At 68.4% G+C, this 21,354-nt stretch carries 19 protein-coding genes and 1 tRNA gene; 7 read left to right on the forward strand and 13 right to left on the reverse strand.

From position 1 onward, the window contains the following. Position 1: 1 nt before the first annotated feature. From ACFFU4_RS07725 to ACFFU4_RS07755, 7 genes are all read right to left on the reverse strand, one after another. Positions 2 to 244: a GTA head formation protein, RCAP_rcc01685 family gene (locus ACFFU4_RS07725; protein ID WP_377068735.1), complete on the reverse strand. Its 243-nt coding sequence runs from the start codon at positions 242 to 244 to the stop codon at positions 2 to 4. Continuing rightward, positions 237 to 1,433, reverse strand: coding sequence for a phage portal protein (locus ACFFU4_RS07730; protein WP_377068737.1), 1,197 nt, complete (start codon positions 1,431 to 1,433; stop codon positions 237 to 239). The genes ACFFU4_RS07725 and ACFFU4_RS07730 overlap by 8 nt, the downstream gene beginning before the upstream one ends. A 201-nt stretch (positions 1,434 to 1,634) precedes the next feature. Next, entirely contained in the window at positions 1,635 to 2,180 is a 546-nt protein-coding gene (locus ACFFU4_RS07735) for a sarcosine oxidase subunit gamma (RefSeq protein WP_377068739.1), read from the reverse strand. Continuing rightward, positions 2,173 to 5,103 carry a sarcosine oxidase subunit alpha family protein gene (locus ACFFU4_RS07740; protein ID WP_377068741.1) on the reverse strand — a complete coding sequence of 977 codons (2,931 nt, stop codon included), beginning with the start codon at positions 5,101 to 5,103 and terminating at the stop codon, positions 2,173 to 2,175. Before ACFFU4_RS07740 ends, ACFFU4_RS07735 begins: the two co-directional genes overlap by 8 nt. After that, positions 5,100 to 5,360 (reverse strand): sarcosine oxidase subunit delta, encoded by a 261-nt coding sequence (locus ACFFU4_RS07745; RefSeq protein ID WP_377068743.1) that lies wholly within the window; start codon positions 5,358 to 5,360, stop codon positions 5,100 to 5,102. The genes ACFFU4_RS07740 and ACFFU4_RS07745 overlap by 4 nt, the downstream gene beginning before the upstream one ends. 58 nt (positions 5,361 to 5,418) lie before the next feature. After that, on the reverse strand, positions 5,419 to 6,672 hold the full coding sequence (locus tag ACFFU4_RS07750) for a sarcosine oxidase subunit beta family protein (protein ID WP_377068745.1): 1,254 nt from the start codon (positions 6,670 to 6,672) through the stop codon (positions 5,419 to 5,421). Positions 6,673 to 6,785: 113 nt separating this feature from the next. Beyond that, on the reverse strand, positions 6,786 to 8,216 hold the full coding sequence (locus ACFFU4_RS07755) for a Glu/Leu/Phe/Val family dehydrogenase (protein ID WP_377068747.1): 1,431 nt from the start codon (positions 8,214 to 8,216) through the stop codon (positions 6,786 to 6,788). 317 nt (positions 8,217 to 8,533) lie between these two features. On the opposite strand from ACFFU4_RS07755, the gene ACFFU4_RS07760 reads away from it, so the two are divergent. The 3 genes from ACFFU4_RS07760 to ACFFU4_RS07770 are packed head-to-tail and all read left to right on the forward strand — an operon-like array spanning position 8,534 to position 11,387. After that, entirely contained in the window at positions 8,534 to 10,258 is a 1,725-nt protein-coding gene (locus tag ACFFU4_RS07760; RefSeq protein ID WP_377068749.1) for a pilus assembly protein TadG-related protein, read from the forward strand. Between the two features lie 20 nt (positions 10,259 to 10,278). Continuing rightward, positions 10,279 to 10,791 carry a TadE/TadG family type IV pilus assembly protein gene (locus tag ACFFU4_RS07765; protein WP_377068751.1) on the forward strand — a complete coding sequence of 171 codons (513 nt, stop codon included), beginning with the start codon at positions 10,279 to 10,281 and terminating at the stop codon, positions 10,789 to 10,791. Further along, entirely contained in the window at positions 10,791 to 11,387 is a 597-nt protein-coding gene (locus tag ACFFU4_RS07770; protein ID WP_377068753.1) for a TadE/TadG family type IV pilus assembly protein, read from the forward strand. The genes ACFFU4_RS07765 and ACFFU4_RS07770 overlap by 1 nt, the downstream gene beginning before the upstream one ends. Before the next feature lie 31 nt (positions 11,388 to 11,418). On the opposite strand, the gene ACFFU4_RS07775 is transcribed toward ACFFU4_RS07770, so the two are convergent. Further along, entirely contained in the window at positions 11,419 to 11,922 is a 504-nt protein-coding gene (locus tag ACFFU4_RS07775) for a hypothetical protein (RefSeq protein WP_377068755.1), read from the reverse strand. A 101-nt stretch (positions 11,923 to 12,023) separates the two neighbouring features. Continuing rightward, positions 12,024 to 13,673: a site-specific DNA-methyltransferase gene (locus ACFFU4_RS07780; protein ID WP_377068757.1), complete on the reverse strand. Its 1,650-nt coding sequence runs from the start codon at positions 13,671 to 13,673 to the stop codon at positions 12,024 to 12,026. Positions 13,674 to 14,053: 380 nt separating this feature from the next. Here ACFFU4_RS07780 and murD point away from each other — a divergent pair, with 380 nt between their 5' ends. Next, complete coding sequence (gene murD / locus ACFFU4_RS07785) at positions 14,054 to 15,481, forward strand: UDP-N-acetylmuramoyl-L-alanine--D-glutamate ligase (RefSeq protein ID WP_377068759.1); 1,428 nt, start codon at positions 14,054 to 14,056, stop codon at positions 15,479 to 15,481. Between the two features lie 71 nt (positions 15,482 to 15,552). Here murD and ACFFU4_RS07790 read toward each other — a convergent pair whose 3' ends face one another. Beyond that, entirely contained in the window at positions 15,553 to 16,344 is a 792-nt protein-coding gene (locus ACFFU4_RS07790; RefSeq protein WP_377068761.1) for a crotonase/enoyl-CoA hydratase family protein, read from the reverse strand. A 112-nt stretch (positions 16,345 to 16,456) separates the two neighbouring features. Between ACFFU4_RS07790 and ACFFU4_RS07795 the strand changes: the two genes are divergently transcribed. Beyond that, positions 16,457 to 17,569, forward strand: a complete 1,113-nt coding sequence (locus tag ACFFU4_RS07795) for a pyridoxal phosphate-dependent aminotransferase (RefSeq protein ID WP_377068763.1) — start codon at positions 16,457 to 16,459, stop codon at positions 17,567 to 17,569. Between the two features lie 45 nt (positions 17,570 to 17,614). After that, on the forward strand, positions 17,615 to 17,785 hold the full coding sequence (locus ACFFU4_RS07800) for a hypothetical protein (RefSeq protein ID WP_377068765.1): 171 nt from the start codon (positions 17,615 to 17,617) through the stop codon (positions 17,783 to 17,785). 15 nt (positions 17,786 to 17,800) lie between these two features. Here the strand turns inward: ACFFU4_RS07800 and ACFFU4_RS07805 are convergent, their stop codons facing one another. Then, positions 17,801 to 19,156 carry an MATE family efflux transporter gene (locus ACFFU4_RS07805; RefSeq protein WP_377068767.1) on the reverse strand — a complete coding sequence of 452 codons (1,356 nt, stop codon included), beginning with the start codon at positions 19,154 to 19,156 and terminating at the stop codon, positions 17,801 to 17,803. A gap of 568 nt (positions 19,157 to 19,724) precedes the next feature. Here ACFFU4_RS07805 and ACFFU4_RS07810 point away from each other — a divergent pair. Beyond that, positions 19,725 to 19,812, forward strand: a tRNA-Ser gene (locus tag ACFFU4_RS07810). A 106-nt stretch (positions 19,813 to 19,918) separates the two neighbouring features. On the opposite strand, the gene ACFFU4_RS07815 is transcribed toward ACFFU4_RS07810, so the two are convergent. Then, complete coding sequence (locus ACFFU4_RS07815) at positions 19,919 to 20,956, reverse strand: tyrosine-type recombinase/integrase (RefSeq protein ID WP_377068769.1); 1,038 nt, start codon at positions 20,954 to 20,956, stop codon at positions 19,919 to 19,921. Between the two features lie 106 nt (positions 20,957 to 21,062). Next, on the reverse strand, positions 21,063 to 21,206 hold the full coding sequence (locus ACFFU4_RS07820) for a hypothetical protein (protein WP_377068771.1): 144 nt from the start codon (positions 21,204 to 21,206) through the stop codon (positions 21,063 to 21,065). Positions 21,207 to 21,354 lie beyond the last annotated feature (148 nt).

The raw sequence follows: 21,354 nt of genomic DNA on the forward strand, positions 1-21,354 counted from the left end.
TTCACCCCGGCAACGCCGCCAGGATCGGCTGAAACGCCTGCACCAGCACCGCCGCCACCACGCCGTAGACCGCCAGCCACAGCCGCCGCTCCAGCCGCTCGACCGCCGCTTCCAGCCGCTCCAGCCGCTCGGCCATCGCCCGCTGTTGCAGCTCCGAGACCCGCTCATGCGCCTCCAGCCGCAGCGCGGGCGCACAGTCGAACGCCTCGAAGCCATAGCGCGGCGGCGGCGCACCTTCAGTCATCCGCGCCCTCGCCCGGCAGCTCGGGCAGCCCCAGCAACGCCCGCTTCTCCGCCGCCGTCAGGAAATCCGCGCCCGCCACGCGCGCCCATTGCGCATCGCGCTCGGCGGCAAGCGCCGGCACATGGTCGAGATCGGGCGCGAGATCCAGCGCCTCGCCGGTAAAGGCGTTGAGCCACGCCGCCACCTTGGCGCTCACCCGCGCCACCAGCGGCAGCACCGTCAGCCGGTAAAACGCCCGGTTCGCCTCCTGGTAATTGGCATAGGTCGCATCGCCGGGAATCCCCAGCAGCATCGGCGGCACACCGAACGCGAGCGCGATCTCGCGCGCCGCGGCCTCCTTGGTCTGCTGGAATTCCATGTCCGAGGGCGAAAACCCCATCGGCTTCCAGTCGAGCCCGCCTTCCAGCAGCATCGGCCGCCCGGCATTGCGCGCCCCCTGATGATGCGATTCCATCTCGGCGACCAGCCGGTCATACTGATCGGTGCTCAGCGCCCCCTGCCCCTCGGCGCCCTTGTAGACGATCGCCCCCGAGGGCCGCGCGGCATTGTCCAGCAGCGCCTTCGACCACCGGCTCGCGGCATTGTGCACGTCCACCGCCTGCGCGGCGGGCTGCATCGGCGACAGGCCGTAATGGTCGTCCTGCGGGTGAAAGCTCTTGATATGGCAGATGCAGGGCACGCCGGTGCCCAGATGGAACCGGTGCTTGCGCCCGGCGACGCTGTATTCATACGCCACCGGCCAGCCATCGCCGCCGGGCACCACGCTCATCCGGTCGGAGCGCAGGACGTGCAGCTCCAGCGGCAGACCATCGCCCGCGCCCACCGCCTCGACATAGGCGTTGCCGCTCAGCAATAGCTGGCCATAGAGCGCCTCGAACAGCTCCGCCCGCCCCTGCGCCGGGTTGGGCGCGGCGACAAGTTCGAGCAGCGGATGCACCGCATAACGCCGCCCGGTATCGCGCAACACCAGCGGCAGCGCCGCCGCCGCCTCGGCGATCATCTTGACGGCGCGAAAGCCCACGGGATTGCCCGCGAACCCGGTGCGCGTCAGGCTCACCGCGTCGCGCGGGCTCCATGCCACACGCCCCGCGCCGCCCCAGGCGATCACGCGGCCCGCAGCACTCGCCTTGCGCTCGGGGGGCTCCGTCGCCTCCGCCCCTCCTCCCTGCCGGAAGAAATCCAGTATCATCGCTCGCTCCTTCACCTCGGCGCTCGATGGGCATCAGACGGGCAAAGGTTTAACAAAGATGAACCGCACCGCGCGCCGCACGCGCGCGGACAGGCCGTGGCCCGTGTCTCTCTCCGGCAAGGATGTCAGTCAGTTACGGCGTACCGCTCCGCGCGCCCGAGGGCCGCCGCAGGGGGCGCATTCATGGCGCACCCGCGCAGTTTACGCCCGCGCCGCGACCCGGCGCATCGCCAGCGTCACCTCGTGCACGAGGCTCGCCGCCATCGACCGGAACGCCATGATCTCGAACGCCTCCGCGCCCGTCCGCGTCACCGCGCCGGCCATGTGCGCCACCTCCGTGCGCGCCGTGCGGCCCACGCCAAAGACGCTCTCGCGCACATCCAGCGGCGTCAGCCGCGCCATCGCCGCCGCGGCCCCGGCCCCTTCGAGCCGCAGCACCGCCCAGGCATCCGACTGATCGGTAAGCGCGGCATGTTTCGCCAGCCCCTCGCCGGGCTCCGGCCCGATGAGCAGCGCCATCTCGGGCCCGAACCACCGCACCGCGCCGCCCGCGCCCGCGATCACCTCGCCCGGCGCGGGCCAGCCCAGCCCGTGCGCCTGCGCCAGCGCGCGGCCCAGCGCCGCGCCCTGCCCGTTCAGCGCGGCCAGCACCGTGACGCGCCCGGGGCTCTCCTCGGTCAGCCGCATCGCGCCCGCCGCCACCGGCACCAGCCCCGCGCAGGGCGTCGCTTCAGCCAGATCAACCACGCATCCGCCCTCCCTCGGGATCGACCCATCCGGGCGCGCAGACCTCGCAGACCGTCTCCGACCCGCGCAGGTGATCCACCGCGCGCACCCTTTCCCCGATCCGCGCGCGCCCGCGCGCAAGGAACCCCAGACCGATCACATGGCCCATCGCGGGCGAGTAGCACGCGCTCGTGATGTAGCCCTGATCGTTCCCGGCCACCGCCTCCGCGCCCTCGTCGAAGAGATGCGCGCCGGACAGCAATTCCTTGACCGCGCCCACGACCCTGAGGCCGACAAGCTGCTCGCGCCCTTCGTCCATCAGGCCCTCGCGGCCCGCCGCCGGCTTGCCGATGAAATCCTTCTTGCGGCTCATCATCCCCTGCATTCCGACGTCCAGGGCCGTCACCCGCCCGTGGATCTCGGCATGGGTGATGAACCCCTTCTCGATGCGCAGCACGTTGAGCGCCTCCATCCCGTAGGCACCGCCGCCCAGGCCCTCGGCCCGGCCCACCAGCTCCTCGAAGAGCGCCGCACCGTACCGCGCGGGCACCGCGATCTCGTAGCCCGTCTCGCCGGAGAACGAGATGCGAAAGAGCCGGGCCGCCACGCCGCCCACCGTCACCGGCCCGCAGCCCATGAACGGCAGATCGTCGAGCGCGCCCGGCGCGTCGAGCACCTGCGCCAGCACCTCGCGCGCGCGCGGCCCCGCCACGGCGAACTGTGCCCATTGCTCGGTCACCGACACCGCCCGCACGTCCCATGAGGGCCTCAGCACCTGTGCGGCAAAATCCACATGGCGCATCACCGCACCCGCCGCCGCCGTGGTGGTGGTGACGAGGAAATGATCCTCGGCCACCCGCGCGCAGGTGCCGTCATCCATGACATGCCCGTCCTCGCGCAGCATCAGGCCATAGCGCACCCGCCCGGGGGCCAGTTTCGACATCATGTTGGTGTAGAGGAAATCGAGGAATTGCGCCGCATCCGGCCCCTGCACGTCGATCTTGCCGAGGGTCGAGACGTCGCACACCCCGACCGTCTCGCGCACCATCCTCGCCTCGCGGTCGCAGGACTGCCGCCAATTCGTCTCGCCCTGCTTCGGGAAATAGCTTGGCCGGTACCACAGCCCCGCCTCGATCACCGGCGCGCCGCGCCGGATCGTTCCCGAATGACTGGTGGTGAACCGCTCGGGCGCAAAACTCTTGCCCTTGCCGCCCGCGCCCATCGCCGCGATCGGCACCGGCACGTAGGGCGGGCGGAATGTGGTGGTGCCGGTCCCCGGAATGCTCCGCCCGGTGGCCTCGGCCAGCACGGCGAGCGCGGCGACGTTGGAATTCTTGCCCTGATCGGGGGCCATGCCCTGCGTGGTATAGCGCTTCATGTGCTCGACCGAGCGGAAATTCTCCTTTGCCGCCAGCGCCACATCCTTCACCGTCACATCGTTCTGGAAATCGAGCCAGGCGCGCCCGCGCCCCTCCACCTGCCACAGCGGCAAGATGTCATAGGCCCCGTCCGAGGCCGGCGGCACGTCCGGCGCGGCAGGCTTCAGCCCCAGATCCTCCGCCGCGCGCCGCCCCTCGGCCAGCCCGCTTTCCAGGCAGGCGCGGGTCGAGAAATGCCCGGCGGCTGCCCCGGCTGCCGACATCCCCGGCACCGCCCCCTCGGGCGGCAGGAACGCCGCGCGCGCCTCGTCCCAGACCGGCCGCGCGCCGGTGTGGCAGGCCAGATGCACCGTCGGGTTCCACCCGCCCGAGACGGCGACGGTATCGGCGGCGATGCGCTCCTCGCCGCGCGCGGTGGCGATGCACACGGCCTCGACCCCGCGCCGCCCGCTCGTGCCGGTGACCTGCGCGCCGGGATAGAACGCCACGTCATGCGCGCAGGTGGCGTGCGCCCGCGCATCCACCAGCGCGGCGACGTGCACCCCCGCCTCCTGCAGATCGGCCACCGTGCGGTGGGCGCTGTCGTTGTTGCCAAAGACCAGAACGCTGCGCCCCGCCGCCACGCCCCAGCGGTTGAGATAGGCGCGCACTGCACCCGCCATCATCACGCCGGGGCGGTCGTTGTTGGGGAATGCCACGGGCCGCTCCAGCGCCCCCGCCGCCAGCACCGCGCGCCGCGCCGCGATCCGCCAGAAACAGCCTGCGGGCGCGTCCGGGCGGCGCTCGATATCGGGCGCGATCCGCTCCAGCGCGCCGAACGTGCCGCCGTCATACGCCCCCGTCACCGCCGTCCGCGTCATGATCCGCACGTTGGGCATGGCCGCCAACCGCGCCGCCATCTCCGCCGCCCAGTCGGCCACGTCCTGCCCGTCCACCTCCCCGGTCTCGGCCAGCAGCCGCCCGCCGGCCTGCACATCCTCTTCGGCGAGGATCACATCCGCCCCCGATTCCGCCGCCGCGAGCGCCGCCATCAGGCCCGCAGGCCCCGCGCCGATCACCAGGATGTCGCAATGGGCGAATGCGCGCTCCCAGCGGTCCTCCGCCGGCTCCCCCGACAGCGCGCCGAGGCCGGCGGCGCGCCGGATCGCGGGCTCATAGACCTTCTCCCAGAACGCGCGTGGCCACATGAAGGTCTTGTAGTAGAACCCGGCGCCAAAGAACGGCGCCATCAGGTCGTTCACGGCCAGCACGTCAAGGCCCAGCGACGGCCAGCGGTTCTGGCTGCGCGCCACCAGCCCCTCGCGCAATTCAGTCGTGGTGGCGCGGCAATTGGGCACCTGTGCTGCGCCCTTGCCCAGCGTCACCAGCGCGTTGGGCTCCTCGCTGCCGGCGGTCATCACGCCGCGCGGGCGATGATACTTGAACGACCGGCCCATCATGCGCACGCCATCGGCCAGCAGCGCCGAGGCCAGCGTGTCGCCCGCGAACCCGGCGTGGCGCACCCCGTCAAAGGAAAACGCCACGGGCCGCGTGCGGTCGATGCGCCCCTTGCCTTCGATCCTCATGACGCATCCTCCGCACCCGCAAGCTGCGCGCCCGCGATCTCGTGGCTCACCGTGTCGCGCGTCACCACCAGCCACGCGCCGCAGCCCTGCCCGTGATACCAGAATTCGCGGGACGCGCCCGCCGGGTTGTCGCGGGTGTGCAGGTAGTCGTCCCACGCCGCGCTCCATTCGGCACCGCCGGGCTCGGGCAGCGCCGCGCCGCGCACGCTGAACTCGCGCAGATCGCGCATCCCGCAAAGCGGACAGGGTATCCTCACGCGCCTCGCTCCTTCATCTTGCCGAAAATATCCATGCCCACGCCCCGTCCCTCTCGCGTCAGTGCAGGTTGTGCTGGCTGCCGGTGGCTTCCTCGTCCATCAGCCCGGCACCGGTGGCGAACCGGTCGAGCCGCAGCCGCGCCGCCGCCGGGTGCGGGCTGTCGGTGGCGATCAGATGGGCCATCGCGTCGCCCGATCCCGGCACCGCCTTGAACCCGCCATAGCACCAGCCGCAATTGAGGTAGAGCCCGTCCACCGGCGCGCGGTCGATGATCGGGCTGCCGTCGGGGCTCATGTCCATGATCCCGCCCCAGCTTCGCAGCATCCGCGCCTGCCCGATCATCGGCACCATCGCCATGCCCGCCTCCATCACGTGCTCGGCCATCGGCAGGTTGCCGCGCGCGGCGTAGGACGGATAGAAATCGAGATCGCCGCCGAACACCAGCCCGCCCTTGTCGGACTGGCTGATATAGAAATGCCCCATGCCGAAGGTCACCACATGATCGAGGCAGGGCTTCAGCCCCTCGGTGACGAACGCCTGCAACACGTGGCTCTCGATCGGCAGGCGCAGCCCGGCCATCGCCGCCACCTGGCTCGAGCGTCCGGCCACGATGATCGCCACCTTTTTCGCCTTGATCGCCCCGCGCGAGGTCTGCACGCCGCGCACGCGGCCATTCTCCACGTCGATCCCCGTCACCGCGCAGTTCTGGATGAGATCCACGCCCCGGTCGCTGGCCGAGCGGGCAAACCCCCAGGCCACCGCGTCGTGCCGCGCGGTGCCGCCGCGCGCATGGTAGAGCCCGCCGTGGACCGGGAACCGCGCATTGTCGAAATCGAGGAACGGCACCAGCTTGCGCACACCCTCGCGGTCGAGCAGTTCGGCATCGTCGCCCTGGTTGCGCATGGCGTTGCCGCGCCGCGCGAAGGCGTCGCGCTGGCCGTCGGAATGGCACAGGTTGATCACCCCGCGCTGGCTCATCATCACGTTGTAGTTGAGGTCCTGTTCCAGCCCCTCCCACAGCTTCAGCGAATGGCTGTAGAATTCCGAGTTGCCCGGCAGCCCGTAATTGGCGCGCACGATCGTGGTGTTGCGCCCGATATTGCCACCGCCCAGGTATCCCCTCTCCAACACCGCCACATTGGTGACCCCGTGCCGCTTCGCCAGGTAATGCGCGGTGGCCAGCCCGTGACCGCCGCCGCCGATGATGATCACGTCATAGGCCGGTTTCGGCTCGGCGTCGCGCCAGTGGGCCTGCCAGCCCTTGTTGCCGGTGAGCCCCTCTTTCAGAATCCGCAGCGCCGAAAATCGCATGTCGCCCCTCTGATGGCCGGTCCGCCCGGCCCGATAGCCAAGAGCTAGCAGCGCGGACGCCCGCGGACCACCCCGCTTCGCGCCATTTTCTGTCCAATGCGCGACGCGTGGCCCTAAAGCCCCATCGCCCGATAGCTCTCGGCCACCCGCGCGATCGCCACCAGATAGGCGGCGGTGCGCAGGTCGGTCACGTCCTCGCGGCCCCGCCAGACCTCGCGCATCGCCTGATAGGCCGAGCGCATGGTATCGTCGAGCCCCGAGCGCACCAGCTCCAGCTCGCCCGCGCCGCGCAGGTATTTCTGCTTGAAATCGGGCGACATTTCCCAGACGTCGCCGATCCCGCGGTTGAGCCGTTCCAGCTCCCTGACGATCAGATCGTGGCGCGCCTCCTCCTGCCGCCGCCCGATCCGGCCAAAGCGGATATGGCTGAGGTTCTTGACCCATTCGAAATAGGACACGGTCACACCCCCGGCGTTGGCATACATGTCGGGGATGATCACCGTGCCCTTGTGGCGCAGGATGTCGTCGGCCCCCGCTGTCACCGGGCCGTTGGCCGCCTCGATGATCAGCGGCGCCTTGATCCGTTCGGCGTTCTCGAGGTTGATCACCCCTTCGAGGGCCGCCGGGATCAGGATATCGCAGTCATGCTCGAGATATTTCGTCCCGTCGCGCACATAGCGGCCCTGCGGGTACCCGTCGACGCCGCCGTGCCTGGCGATCCAGTTGCGCACCTCTTCCACGTCCAGGCCGTCTTCGTCCAGCAGCCCGCCGTCGCGCTCGATGATCGCGACCACCTTGCAGCCATCCTCCTCGCTGAGGAACTTGGCCGCGTGATAGCCCACGTTGCCAAGGCCCTGCACCACCACGCGCTTGCCATCGAGGGTGCCCGACAGCCCCGCCTCGGCAACGTCCTCGGGATGGCGGAAGAACTCGCGCAGCGCGTATTGCACGCCGCGCCCCGTCGCCTCGGTGCGGCCCTGGATGCCGCCGCCATTGACCGGCTTGCCGGTCACGCAGGCGCGGTAGTTGATGTCGGTGGTGGCCATGCGCTTGTACTGGTCGGCGATCCACGCCATCTCGCGCTCGCCGGTGCCCATGTCGGGGGCGGGCACGTTCTGCGCCGGGTGAATGAGGTCCCGCTTGATCAGCTCATAGGCAAAGCGGCGGGTGATCATCTCCAGCTCATGCTCCTCCCACTCGCGCGGGTCGATGCGCAGCCCCCCCTTGGAGCCGCCGAACGGCACCTCGGCCAGCGCGCATTTATAGGTCATCAGCGCGGCGAGCGCCTCGACCTCGTCCTGGTTGACCCCCATGGCGTAGCGGATGCCGCCCTTGACCGGCTCCATATGCTCGGAATGCACGCTGCGATAGCCGGTGAAGGTGTGGATCTGCCCGCGCAGCCGCACCCCGAAGCGCACCGTGTAGGTGGCGTTGCAGACCCGGACCTTCTCCTCCAGCCCGGGCGCGAGATCGGTCAGCGCCACCGCCCGGTTGAACATCAGGTCGACGCTTTCGCGGAATGTCGGCTCCCTTTTGGCTGCCATCGTTACACCCTCCCTTTTTATCCTGCGGCCAGCCGCCGCATGTTGCGCGATGGTTACGGCATGAAACCGCGATGTCCAGCGCGAATCAAGGGTTTGCGCGCGCGGCCGGGGCATGACATGCCGGGTGGCCAGGGTACTTTTTGTCACCGGATCGGAGACAATCGGAACCATTCTTTTCCATTGTCTTTCCATTAAGTTAGCGCCTCTCCGGTGCCTCCGCCGCGCCATAATTCAACCATAATCCGGCGGGATATTCCGGCGTTGATGCTCGACCGGTCCGTTCAGGGATCGGAGCAGGGTACCGAAAGGCAAACGACATGGGTGACTGCATCGCACGAACGCAACGGACGGGCGCGACAGGCCGTTTCCTCCGCGACGAGGGCGGCGTGGTGACGGTGTTCTCCCTCTTCATCCTGATGATGATGCTCATCGTGGGCGGCCTCGCCCTCGACTCGATGCGCCACGAAATGACACGCGCCCAGTTGCAGACCACGCTCGACCGCGCGGTGCTCGCCGGCGCGAAATCCGCCACGCCCGAAGAGGCCCGCGCCACCGTCGAGGATTACTTCGCCAAGGCCGACCTGTCCTCCTATCTCGCCGGCGAGCAGGAGGGCGATATCGAGATCTACCTCAACTCCGCCAGCGTCACGGCGCGCGCCTCGCGCACGATCGACACCCACCTGATGAGGCTCGCGGGGGTGGAGACGCTCACCGCGGGCGGCATCTCGACCGCGGAGGTGCGCGTCCCCAAACTCGAAATCTCGCTCGTGCTCGACGTCTCCGGCTCGATGGGCGGCACCAAGATCTCGCGCCTGCGGGGGGCGGCCAAGCAATTCGTCTCGACCATCCTCGACACCTCCGAGCCAGGCAACGCGGTGATCTCGGTCATCCCGTTCAGTTGGTCGGTGACACCGCCGAAATCGGTGTTCGACGCGCTGGCCGTGGATGTCAGGCACGACAACTCCACCTGCCTGCGCTTCAACGCGAACGATTTCCACCACGCAACGCTGACCTCGGGCAAATCGGCCTTCAGCAGCGGCAAGCCGGTGGACCAGATGATCTATACCTCGCTCTACGGCGATTTCGACAATCTTCAGAGCACCTCGCGGTCCTGCTTCACCGACGACTACATGAAGTTCCTGCCCTACTCGATGAACGAGGGCACGCTGCACGCCAAGATCGACTCGCTCCAGGCCAGCGGCAACACCAGCGGCCACGAGGGCATGAACTGGGGCGCGGCGCTGCTCGATCCCAGCTTCCGGCAGGTTTCGGTGCAACTGATCGCCAAGGGCGAGATGGACGCGGCGCTGGCGCATGTCCCCGCCGACTACACCGAGCCGGAAACGCTCAAGGTCGTGGTGATGATGGGCGACGGCGCCAACACCACCTCCTATTTCTTCGACCGGAGCCCGCCGAAATACCGCGGCAAGCATTCCAACCTCTACCGTGTCACTCAACAGGGGCAGAGATTCGACCACGCCTTCGACCGCACCAACCCGTCGCGCCAGTGGCACGAGCAATGGGTCGAGCAATACTGTTATCTCGATTGGCTCGAATGCGTCTACGAGGACGACGGGCCGGTCACATCGTCCTACTACCTGCGCGATCCCAGCCCCCACCGGTATTACGATATCGACCGTGACGACTGGCTGTCGCGCAATGAATTCGAGGATCTGGAGAACCGCGACGGCTTTGTCTCCAAGGAGCGGCTCGACTGGGAAGAGGCGTGGGGCCACATGTCGCCGCGCTACTATTCCGAGATCACCGGCGACTGGAGCGCGTGGAACGACTATGTCGGCTCCGAGAGACTCGACGGCAATGACAAGGACGCGCGCATGCGCGATGTCTGCGGGGCAACCAAGACCCACGGGGTGGTGGTTTACTCCATCGGCTTCGAGGTGTCCAAGGGCGGGCGCGCCGAGCGGGTCCTGTCCGATTGCGCCTCCTCCACCAGCCATTACTACCGCGCCAACACCACCGATATCAGCGCGGTGTTCAACTCCATCGCCGCCAATGTCCAGAACCTGAGGCTGACCCAATGACGGCACGCCTCTCCAGGTGCATGCGCCGTTTCGCCCGCGACCCGCACGGCTCGGTCACGGTGGAATTCACGATCGTCGCGCCGCTGCTCATCGGCTTCATCGTCTTCGCGGTCGAACTGGGGATGCTGGCGATGCACGCGGCGATGCTCGAACGCGGGCTCGACATCGCGGTGCGCGAGGTGCGCCTCGGGACCGGCACCGCGCCCGGGCATGACGATATCAAGCGCATCGTCTGCGACAACGCCCCGGTGATCGCCGATTGCGGGACCAGGCTGCGGCTGGAGATGATCCCGACCGACCTGCGCAGCTTCGCCACGCTCGACACCACGCCCGACTGCACCGACACGTCCGAGCCGTCGAGGCCGGTGCGCACCTTCATCCCCGGCGGGCAGAACCAGCTCATGCTGCTGCGCGCCTGCCTGAAATACAAGCCGCTCTTTCCCGAAGCGATACTGGGCGACACGCTGACCAAGGATTCCGCCGGCGATGTGGCGCTCACCACCGTCTCCGCCTTCGTGCAGGAGCCGATCTGATGCGCCGGCTCGCGTCCAGCCTTGCACGGCACCTGCGCCGCATCCGCGGCGACGAGCGCGGCGTCGTCGCCGTCGAGACGCTGATCATCGCGCCGCTGCTGATGCTCGGGCTGCTGTTCTCCTACGAGGCTTACAGCATGTTCCGCCAGCAGAGCCTGCGCGAGAAGGCGACCTATACCGTCGCCGACATCCTGTCGCGCGAGACCGCGGTGGTCACCGACCTCTATCTCGACAACATCAAGCGCGTCTTCGACCTGATGAGCGGCACCGACGACGCGCAATTGCGCATCTCGGCGGTGCGCTACCGCAAGGACAGCCACGATGACATCGACGAGTTCGACCTGCGCTGGTCGAAGGTGCGCGGCGAGGGCGCGATGACCGCCCTCACCGACGGCGAGGTGCGCAAGGCCCATGGCGTCTTCCCGGTCATGGATGACGGCGAGGAGATCATCCTTGTCGAGAGCAGCGGCCGCTTCACGCCGCCGGTGAGCACCGGCTACTTCACCGGCCACCCGCTCGAGACGCAGATGTTCGTGATCCCGCGCTTCGCGCCGCAGCTCTGCTTTACCGACACCTGCGTGCCCGGCACCGGCTGACGCCCGGCCGCCGCCGCTCAACCACCGCCGCTCAGCCCTCGTCGCGCCGCGCGATCCGCTCCTGCATCAGCTCCGCCATCAGCCGCGCCGGCGAGCCGGGGGTGACGCCGCCCACGCCCACGCGCCGCCCGATGCGCCACCACAGCCCCGGCTCCCACGCGACCGGCCCGCCGTCACGCAGCGTCACGGTAAACCCGTTGGAGGGCTTGAAGGCGAACGCGCCGCGCGCCACCGACACCACGTCCTCCATCCGCGCCAGCACCCGTCCGTCGCTGCTCATCAGCGCGTCGCGCTCCAGCACCAGCCAGGCGGAGGTGGCGCGCCACATCCGCCACGCCAGCCACAGCGCGCCCGCGCCCATCGCCACCATGGCCACCTGCCATTGCGGCGCGAGCGGCTGGCTCAGCGTCACCCACAGCATCAGCCCTCCCAGCACCGTCACCGAGCCGACGCCGATCAACCGCCGCCCCGGCGAAGCCGCCAGCACCAGCCGCGGCCCTGTGTCGGGCGGTTCGGTGTCGTCATGATCGCGCATCGCTTCCCCCTGCCCTGTCCGTCCTGCGCCCCCTTAGCGCATGCCGCGCCAAAGCACACCCGCTTTCGCAGCCCAAGGGCGCGCGCGGCCCGGCACCGGCGTCACAGGTCGAGCGAGCCCTGCGCGCGCGCGTCCTCCTCGCGCGCGGCTTTCTTGTAGGGGCTGCCGTGGCGCAGGGGCGTGTTGACGGCGCGGGGGCCGTTTTGCATTGCCTCCTCGACGGTGATGATTTGCAGCCGCGGTACCGGGTCGAACCCGTCCACCTGAAAGGTGCCCGCACCGCGCGCCCAATCGAGCATGGGTTTGGTCGGCGGGGTGAGGGTGAGGAAAACGCCGATCTGCGCGTTTTGTTCGGTCACGGTGGCGTCGAGGTCCTTGACCATCGCCACACCCACGTTCTTGCCGCCCTTGACGCTGACAATGGCGGTGTGTTCCCTGGCGGGGCCAAAGCGGAACAGGCCGTCAATGCCGCCATCCGCGCCCTTTTTGCCGCCGCCCTGCGGATAGGCCTTGATCAGGCCGCAGGCCCATTTCTCGAATTCCTTCTTGGTCTTGTCGTCGCGGTCAAAGAAATCGCGCGCCCCGCCGATATCCTGCGGCACGCCGTGGACGGTGAACGCCGCCTGCCCCTCGAAGGCGTCGTAAAGCCGCGTCTCGATCAGGTTGATCGCCAGATGGGTGATGTCGATGCCGATCCATTGCCGGCCCAGCTTTTGCGCCGCGTGGACGGTGGTGCCGCAGCCGCAGAACGGATCGAGCACCACGTCGCCCGGGTTGGACGAGGCGGCGAGGATGCGTTCCAGCAGGGCCACGGGTTTCTGGGTCGGGTAGCCGAGGCGTTCCGCTGCCGATGCATGTATGGGGCGCGGCTCATCCCAAACGTCAGTTAACGGAACCCCCGGACTTTCATCGAGATAGATTTTCTTTCTAAGACGGGCGTTCTCCTTTTTTGGGAAGAAGAGACGACCCTCTCGGTCAAGTTGTTCCATCACCTCTTTGGACACCTTCCACCCATTCTGGTGCGGCTGGTATGTTATGCCGTTGCTCGCGGTAAATTCATATCTGAGGTTTGGGCGAACCGCCGGGTTCACCAAGTCACTTCTACGAAAACGTCTGCCATCGGGATCGAGGTGGACAAAATGTTCGTCGATGTATTCTTGGGAGTAAGGCCCGTAGCTTTCGTTATGTAGAAAACCTTTCGTTTTCGAAAAAAGAAGGAGAACGTCATGAACGGCGGCGAAGTTCCTCTTCGCGTTTGCGTGAGCGGACGTGCGCTTCCAAATAATCTCACTTCTGAAGTTAGACGCCCCAAACACCGCATCCAGCAGGATCTTCAGGTAATGGCTCGCCGTCGGGTCGCAGTGCAGATAAAGGCTGCCCGTGGGCTTCAGCACCCGGTGCAACTCGACCAGCCGCACCGCCATCATCGCCAGATACGCCGTCATCGGGTTCTTGCCCAGAAACCCCACCATGGCGTCGAGCATCTTCGCCGCCTCCTGATGGGGGCTGTCGCGCAACTCGATCAGCGCCTGCCCCGACACCATGTCATCCCAATGCCAGGTGTCGTCGAATGCCGCGATCTGCGCGCCCGAGACCTGCCCGCTCTCATCCTTGAAGAGGTGGCTGTAGGTGGCATTGGAGTTGAACGGCGGGTCGAGATAGACGAGGTCCACCGATGCGTCCCCGATGCCCTCGCGCAGCACGCTCAGGTTGTCGCCGTAATAGAGGTGGTTGCCGCCGCTGCCGCTCATGCCGCCCGTCCCTGCTGTCCGGCCATTGAAGCCGGTTTTCGTTAACATCGAGTGTAGGCGCGCCGGGGGGCGGCTGTCCATGACCGCCGGGGGCGGAGGTCCACGGGTCCGGCCGGAGGATGACCCCCGCGCCCGCCCGGACGACCGCCCGCCGCATTAACCACCCCCTCGCCGCCCCCCGGCACCGTCGCGATACCGCCGGAATACCGACGCGATACCGACGCGCCAAATCCCCCCATCCCCCTTGTTAACCTGCCGATTCGCCCCGCCCCGCCGATCCCCCCGCACGCCCCGCGCAACCTCTCGTTAACCCGCTTGCGCGCGCCGCCCCGCCGGGGCACTCTGCCCGGCGCTGACAACCATGAGGGGGCAAGGCCGCGATGATCGAGGTTCAGGGCGTATCCGGGCGGCGCGTGGCGGTGCTGGGGCTGGGCCGCTCCGGCCTCTCGGCGGCGCGCGCCCTGATGGCCGGCGGCGCCGAGGTGGTGGCCTGGGACGACACCCGGGCCCCGCGCGAGGACGCCGCTTCGGAAGGGTTTGAAATCAAGGACTTGTCCCGCGACGAGGCCCTCGACGGTGTGGACCGGCTGATCGTCTCGCCCGGCATCCCGCATCTCTACCCCGCGCCCAACCGGGTGGTCGCCGCCGCCCTTGGCCTTGGTATCCCGGTGGACAACGATATCGGCCTGTTCTTCCGCTCGCTCGCCACCGAGGCGTGGCACCGGTTCGACACCGCGCCCAGGGTGATCGCGGTGACGGGAAGCAACGGGAAATCAACCACGTCCGCCCTCATCCACCATGTCCTGGCGGAGGCGGGGCGCGACGTGCAGCTTGCCGGCAATATCGGCCGCGGCGTGCTCGATCTCGACCCGCCGGGCGATGGCGGGGTGGTGGTGCTCGAGCTCTCCAGCTACCAGACCGAGCTTGCCCGCGCGCTGACCCCCGATGTTGCTGTTTTCACAAACCTTTCTGCCGATCATCTCGACCGCCACGGCGGCTTGGGGGGCTATTTCGCGGCCAAGCGGCGGCTGTTCTCGGAGGGCGGGCCGGACCGCGCGGTGATCGGCGTGGACGAGGCCGAGGGCCGCTTTCTCGCCGGACAACTGAGCGAAGGCCCCACCGACGACCGGGTGATCCGCACCTCCTCGGGGCAGAAGCTCGGCGGGCCGGGATGGGCCGTGGTCGCGCGCAAGGGCTTTCTCGCCGAGACCCGCAAGGGCAAGCAGGTGGGCGCGATCGACCTGCGCGAAATCAAGGGGTTACCCGGCGCGCACAACCACCAGAACGCCTGCGCCGCCTACGCCGCCTGCCGCGCCACGGGGCTCGCCCCCCGGGTGATCGAGCGCGGCTTTCACAGCTTCGAGGGCCTGCCCCACCGCAGTCAGATCGTGGCCGAGACGGGCGGTGTGCGCATCGTCAACGACAGCAAGGCCACCAATGTCGACGCAGCACTCAAGGCGCTGATGGCGTTCCCCCGCATCCGCTGGATCTGCGGCGGGCTGGAAAAGGAGGGCGGCCTCGCCAATCTCGCCCCCGGCCTGCCCCACGTGGTCAAGGCCTATGTCATCGGGCGCGAGGCGGCGCGGTTCGCGCTCGGGCTCAACGGGGTGGAGGCGGCGATCTGCACCACCATGTCCGCCGCCGTGGAGGCCGCGATGGCCGAGGCGCAGCCCGGCGAGGTGGTGCTGCTCGCGCCCGCGGCGGCGAGCTTCGACCAGTACGACAATTTCGAGCGGCGTGGTGACGATTTCATTACCGAGGTGCGCGCGCGGATCGGGGCGGATGGCGGCACGGCAGCAGACGCGTGACGCGGGATCGGGCGCTTCCCGGCAACGCGCCATAACAATCTGGAAAACAATAAACTTTTATGTGCGCGCCATCACCCGCCCCCAAAGTCCGGCACGCGCCCGGCCATGTTGGCGGCGATCTGTTCCATCTGCTCGGGCCCGCCGATGAGCGCCGCCTGTTCGCGGCTCTCCGCCATCAGCACATCGGCCACCGGAGCGCCGCTCTCGGCCACGCCGATCAGCCGCTTGGCGGCGCGGATCGCCGCCGGGCTGCGGCCGGCGATGTCGCGGGCGAGGTCGTGCGCCGCGGCCCACGGGTCATCGGCCAGCTCGGTCACGAGGCCCCACGCCGCCGCCTGCGCCGCGTCCACCGGCGCGGCGCTATAGGTCATCCGCCGGATCACGTCCGACCGGGTCAGCCGCGGCAAGAGCGCCATGCCGCCCATGTCGGGGATGAGGCCCCATTTCATCTCCATTACGGCGAGCCGCGCGTCGGGCGACGCGATGCGGATATCGGCGCCGAGCGCGAGCTGGAACCCGGCGCCATAGACCGCCCCGTGCAGCGCCGCGATCACCGGCACCTGCAGCCGGTGCCAGACCATTGCGACCTCCTGAAACAGGTTGGCGTCGCCATGCGTGCGCGTCAACACGAGCGCCTCGGGGTCGCCCTTTGCCAGCGCGGCAAAGCTCATCACGTCAAGCCCGGCGCAGAACGCGCGCCCCGCGCCCGACAGCACCACGGCGCGGATATCCGCATCGTGCAGGGCGTGGCCCGCGGCGACGATGGCCTCGGCCATCTCGGGATCGACGGCGTTCCGCTTCTCGGGGCGGGTCAGGGTGACATGGGCGATGTGATCCGTGATCTCGGTGGTGACGCGGGGCATGAGCGGTCCTCCTTTGGCGGGCAGTGAACCACGCCCGCCACACACCGCGCCAGCGGAACGTGGCGGCATCGGGGTCTTGCAGCCCGCGCCGTCCTCCCGTTAACTGACCGCCATGACCGGACCCCGCCTGACCCCGCTCGCCGCCTCCCTGCCCGCCACCGTGCCCTTCGTCGGCCCCGAGGAGCAGGAGCGCGCGCGCGGCGCGCCCTTCGCCGCGCGCCTGGGCGCCAACGAGAACCTTTTCGGCCCCTCTCCCGCCGCGCTGGATGCCATGCGCGCCGAGGCGGCGGAGGTGTGGAAATACGGCGATCCCAAAAGCCATCATCTGCGCGAGGCGCTGGCCGGGCACATGGGCGTGGCGCCGCAAAACGTGCTGGTGGGCGAGGGGATCGACGGGCTGCTCGGCAATCTGGTGCGGTTGCTGGTGGCACCGGGGGATGCGGTGGTGACGTCCCAAGGGGCCTATCCGACGTTCAATTACCATGTCACCGGCTTTGGCGGGGTGCTGCACAAGGTGCCCTACCGGGATGATGCCGAGGACTTGCCCGCGCTGATCGACCGCGCGCGCGAGGTCGGGGCAAAGCTGGTCTATTTCGCCAATCCCGACAACCCGATGGGCACTTGGGCGCGCGGCGTCGATGTGACGGCGGCGCTCGACACGCTGCCCGATGGCTGCGTCTTGTGCCTCGACGAGGCGTATACCGAGTTCGCCCCCGAAGGCACCGCCCCGAAGATCGCCGCCGACGATACGCGCGTGATCCGGATGCGCACCTTTTCCAAGGCTTACGGCATGGCCGGTGCGCGCATCGGCTACGCGGTGGCGGATACGGGGCTGATCGCCGCCTTCGATCGGGTGCGCAACCATTTCGGCATGACGCGGATGGCGCAGGCGGGGGCGCTGGCCGCCTTGCACGATGGCGCGTGGCTGGCTCATGTGCAGGCAGAGGTGGCCCGCTCGCGCGACGTGATCGCGGGGGTCGCGGCGGAGAACGGGCTGCGCGCCTTGCCCTCTGCCGCCAATTTCGTGGCCGTGGATTGCGGGAAGGACGGCGCGTTCGCCCGCGCGGTTCTGGCGGCGCTGGTGGAGCGGGGCGTGTTCGTGCGGATGCCCTTCGTGGCACCGCAGGACCGCTGCATCCGCATCAGTTGCGGCCCCGCGCCCGAGATGGCGGTGCTGGGCGAGATGCTGCCGCAGGCGCTGGCGGAGGCGCGAGAAAACACCTGACAGACGCCCGATTCGCGGTAAACTGCGCCCATGCGCAGAGGCCAGATGGACGCCGCACCAAACTATACCACCGCCGCGCTGGTGATGGGCGCGGTCAACCTGCTTTGGATTTTGATGGTGATCCGGGCGGTGTTCGGCTTTGGTGCGGTGGTTGCGGTAGGCTACGGGATCGACCGCCTGATCGTTTGGCGCGCGCGGCGGCGGCGGGTCGGCTGAGAGACCGGAAACCGGTCAGACCGGCACGGCGCGCACCGACCAGCCCCAGAAACGCCAGAGCATGAACACCCCCGCGAGCGCCAGCCCCAGCGCCAGCCCCAGCCAGATGCCCGCCCCCCCGAACCCGAGGGGGAAGCCCAGGACATAGCTGGCCGGGACGCCCACGGCCCAGTAGCTCAGCGCCGCGATCACCATCGGCACGCGGGTGTCCTGCACCCCGCGCAACAGCCCGAGCGCCATGACCTGCGCCGCGTCCACCACCTGGAAAAGCGCCGCCGCCGCGAGCAGCATCACCCCGATCGCGACGACCGCCGGACGGTCCGGGTCGTCGGGGCTGAGAAACAGCCCGATCAGGGTTTCCGGCACGCTGAGGAACACGACAACCGTGCCGAGCGCCACAAGCCCCGACACCGCCAGCACCACCCGCGCGCCCGCGCGCAGCCCCGGCCCGTCGCCGCGCCCCTGCGCCTGCCCCGCGCGCACCGTGGCCGCGTTCGACAGGCCGACATGCACCATGAAGATCACCGAGGTGACCTGCAGCGCGATGCCATGTGCCGCCAGTGGCAAGGTGCCCAGCCAGCCCATCATCACCGACGAGGCGGCGAAGAGACCGACCTCGGCGAGGTTGGTTATGCCGATGGGCCAGCCGAGGCGGAACACCTGCGCCAGCGCCTCCCAGTCGGGCCGCCAGAGCCGGGCGAACATGGTGTGCTCGGGCATGCTGTGCTGCACGTAGACGGCCAGAACCAGAATCGAGGCAACGTTGACCGAGACCGAGGCGATGGCCGCGCCGCGCACACCCAGCTCGGGCATCCCCAGATTGCCGAAGATGAGCGCATAGTTGACCAGAATGTTGAGCGCGACCGCCGCCAGCGTCACCCACAGCACAACGCCGGTCCGCTCCAGCGCGGCGAGCGCGGACTTGAGCACCATCACCATCAGCCCGGGCAGGATGCCCCAGCCCGCGATGACAAGGTAGTCGCCAGCCAACGCCGAGGTGCCCGGGTCCTGCCCCAGCGCAAGGAACAGCGTGGCAGAGCCCAGCGTCACCGGCAGGCAGGCGAGCCCGAATATCGCCGACGCCCAGAGTCCCATGCGCGTGACGCGCCGCACCTGCGCCTCCTCGCCCGAGGAGGCGGCGCGCGCCACCATCGGCATCACCGCCCAGGCAAAGCCCGAGCCCATGATGAACAGCACGAAAAAGAGCGTGCCGCCCAGCACCTCGGCGGCCAGCGCCTCGACCGAGTACCAGCCAAGCATCACCGCATCGGTGAGCGTGATCGCGAACTGCGCAAGATGACTGCCGGCAAGCGGCAGGCCAAGGCCGAGCACGGCGCGCAGGTGCTGGCGATATGAGAGGGGCTGCGGCATGGCGTTGCCTTATGCCGGTGGTCATGCGGGCGCAAGAGGGGCCCGGCTATCGGCCTGGCGCGAACCCCAAAGCATATTGCTCAAAGGCGGGACCCGGTCTTGAGCGCCGCGACCATACGAAATCAAGCAGTCGGAGCGGGGCGCGGGACTGCGAAGGAACGCGAATGAACGCGGGCACGTTCCAGCCCCCCACCCCGCGCGGGACAAGGTGTGCTTGCCCGCCACCGCGCGAGCGCCCGCCCGCCCCGTCTGTTCGAATCGTGGCATGATGGCTCCGACGGCGATCCCGTGGGCCGCCCTGGGCCGTCGGGCCCGGTCCGGGTGATCGGGACGCCGTCGGTCGGTCTTACCTGGAGCTATTCCCGGCAACCCGGAGGTGGCGGGGTTCGCCGAGCGGCTCCGCAACCGGTGACAGACGTCAAGAGCCATCATCACGACCGCCATCGAAAGGCTCTTCATCACCGCGAGGACCGGGCCTCGACCCTGACATCCGCTCGGCCAGACAAGGATACTTTCAGAATCGCGCGTATCAGGTTACGGAGCGGAACTCGCATCCGCGCGCGGTTCCGGAAGGGTGGCAGAGTGGTCGATTGCACCGGTCTTGAAAACCGGCGATGTGCAAGCATCCGTGGGTTCGAATCCCACCCCTTCCGCCACGTTTTTCCGCTATACTACTGCCCTTAAACGATAAAATTTTTACTCGCTTGGGCTGTTCCCACGCTTGTTCCCACGGCTCCGGCTTGGTGAAGCCCCGGCTACTTTTCATTCGATCACGTCGTCGTCGGTCAGGCCGGTGATGAGGGCGCGCTGGCGGTCGCGGTCGATCTGGCCGTAGCTGCGCAGGGTGGTCAGCACGTCGGTGTGGCCGAGGTTCTGTGACGTGGCGACCAGTTCGGCGACCGATCCTGCGGTTTTCGCGGCGTGGCGCGCCAGCATGTGACGGAAGGAATGCGGGCCATAGTTCGGCAGGCCCGCCGCTTCGAACGCCTCGCGCACGATCTTGCGGACGGGTTCGGTGCTACGCCAGGGGCGACGGGCAAACCCGCTCGCCTTGAACCCGGCATTGGCGCGCGGGGCGATGGCGGTGGCAGGGAACAGCGGGTCATCAGGCCCGTAGAGTTCGACCTCGTCAAGATGTGCCAGCCACGCTGCCAGCGCGGTCTCGGCGTCGTCGAAGCCCCTGGCAAAGAAGGTTTCCATCCGCTTGCCGAACTTGGTCGCGACCTCGCGCGGGTTCTGCGTCACGGATTTCTCGGAAAGATCGACATGCTTGATGCGCAGCGACACCAGCGCCGACACGCGGATGCCGGTCAGGCACAGCAAGGCGACGACAGCCCGGTCGCGCAGGTCGCGCGGCGTCGTGGCAGGCATCATCGCCAGCGCGCGCCTGGCCTGCCGCACGCTCGGGGCCGGCCGCCCAGGGGCCGCACGGGCCTCGGCCTCGTCGCGGCGGGAGAGGCGGAAATAATCGGCGTCGCCCGGCTTGATCCGGCTGCGATAGCCGTCCTGCTGCGATAGCCAGAGCGTGAACTCGCGCAGCGTGGCCATGATCGTGCGGGCGGTAGATTTGCCGAGCGGCTTGCTGTTCGCGCCCCTGGCCTGTTCCAGATGCGCACGGAACCCCATCGGCCATTCGATATGGAACCGTGCGAAATCCTTGCGTCCGTTCCAGACATCGAACCGTTCCAGCGCCGCCAGCTCCTTGTCCAGAGACTTCTCCGACAACTGCCGCGCGTGTTTGCGATACTCCATGAACCGGCGTTTGATCCGTTCGTTCTGCTCATTGGGGCGCTTGCGCATCCTGACCTCCGATAAGGCTTGATTTTGGGTGCCCGAAATCGTGCCGGGCGGTGGTGGCCTGAAGTGGAAAAACACGGGGGCGCCTCTCCGCCTCCTTAATGTGCTTTCACGCTTCCTTTCCCATTGGGCCTTTCGAGGGCGGATGCCGCGTGATTGTGAGGTCCAGCAGGCGTTCGAGATCGGGGATGCGGGCCACGGACACGGGCTTGTGGACCACATTTTCGCAGACGGCGCACATGGCAATCAGCATCGCGCGCCCATCCTTGACGGTGCAGTCGGCAAAGCCCCCGGCGGCCTTGCGTGCTTTCTGGCAGGCGAGGCAATAGAACTCTGAGCTACTCCCCGTCTCTTGGACAGGATCTGGCGTAAATCAAGCTACTCTTTGCACCTGCTGATCG

Origin of the sequence: Roseovarius ramblicola (genome assembly GCF_042430665.1) — a bacterium.
Taxonomy (GTDB): domain Bacteria; phylum Pseudomonadota; class Alphaproteobacteria; order Rhodobacterales; family Rhodobacteraceae; genus Roseovarius; species Roseovarius ramblicola.

Excerpts from the sequence above, each read along its gene's own strand:
- ACFFU4_RS07805 (WP_377068767.1), bottom strand. The coding sequence starts at position 19,156 with ATGCCGCAGCCCCTCTCATATCGCCAGCACCTGCGCGCCGTGCTCGGC.
- ACFFU4_RS07740 (WP_377068741.1), bottom strand. The coding sequence starts at position 5,103 with ATGAGGATCGAAGGCAAGGGGCGCATCGACCGCACGCGGCCCGTGGCG.
- murD (WP_377068759.1), top strand. The coding sequence starts at position 14,054 with ATGATCGAGGTTCAGGGCGTATCCGGGCGGCGCGTGGCGGTGCTGGGG.
- ACFFU4_RS07815 (WP_377068769.1), bottom strand. The coding sequence starts at position 20,956 with ATGCGCAAGCGCCCCAATGAGCAGAACGAACGGATCAAACGCCGGTTC.
- ACFFU4_RS07780 (WP_377068757.1), bottom strand. The coding sequence starts at position 13,673 with ATGAGCGGCAGCGGCGGCAACCACCTCTATTACGGCGACAACCTGAGC.
- ACFFU4_RS07795 (WP_377068763.1), top strand. The coding sequence starts at position 16,457 with ATGACCGGACCCCGCCTGACCCCGCTCGCCGCCTCCCTGCCCGCCACC.
- ACFFU4_RS07760 (WP_377068749.1), top strand. The coding sequence starts at position 8,534 with ATGGGTGACTGCATCGCACGAACGCAACGGACGGGCGCGACAGGCCGT.
- ACFFU4_RS07755 (WP_377068747.1), bottom strand. The coding sequence starts at position 8,216 with ATGGCAGCCAAAAGGGAGCCGACATTCCGCGAAAGCGTCGACCTGATG.
- ACFFU4_RS07800 (WP_377068765.1), top strand. The coding sequence starts at position 17,615 with ATGGACGCCGCACCAAACTATACCACCGCCGCGCTGGTGATGGGCGCG.
- ACFFU4_RS07790 (WP_377068761.1), bottom strand. The coding sequence starts at position 16,344 with ATGCCCCGCGTCACCACCGAGATCACGGATCACATCGCCCATGTCACC.
- ACFFU4_RS07770 (WP_377068753.1), top strand. The coding sequence starts at position 10,791 with ATGCGCCGGCTCGCGTCCAGCCTTGCACGGCACCTGCGCCGCATCCGC.
- ACFFU4_RS07765 (WP_377068751.1), top strand. The coding sequence starts at position 10,279 with ATGCGCCGTTTCGCCCGCGACCCGCACGGCTCGGTCACGGTGGAATTC.
- ACFFU4_RS07730 (WP_377068737.1), bottom strand. The coding sequence starts at position 1,433 with ATGATACTGGATTTCTTCCGGCAGGGAGGAGGGGCGGAGGCGACGGAG.
- ACFFU4_RS07775 (WP_377068755.1), bottom strand. The coding sequence starts at position 11,922 with ATGCGCGATCATGACGACACCGAACCGCCCGACACAGGGCCGCGGCTG.
- ACFFU4_RS07820 (WP_377068771.1), bottom strand. The coding sequence starts at position 21,206 with ATGCTGATTGCCATGTGCGCCGTCTGCGAAAATGTGGTCCACAAGCCC.
- ACFFU4_RS07750 (WP_377068745.1), bottom strand. The coding sequence starts at position 6,672 with ATGCGATTTTCGGCGCTGCGGATTCTGAAAGAGGGGCTCACCGGCAAC.
- ACFFU4_RS07725 (WP_377068735.1), bottom strand. The coding sequence starts at position 244 with ATGACTGAAGGTGCGCCGCCGCCGCGCTATGGCTTCGAGGCGTTCGAC.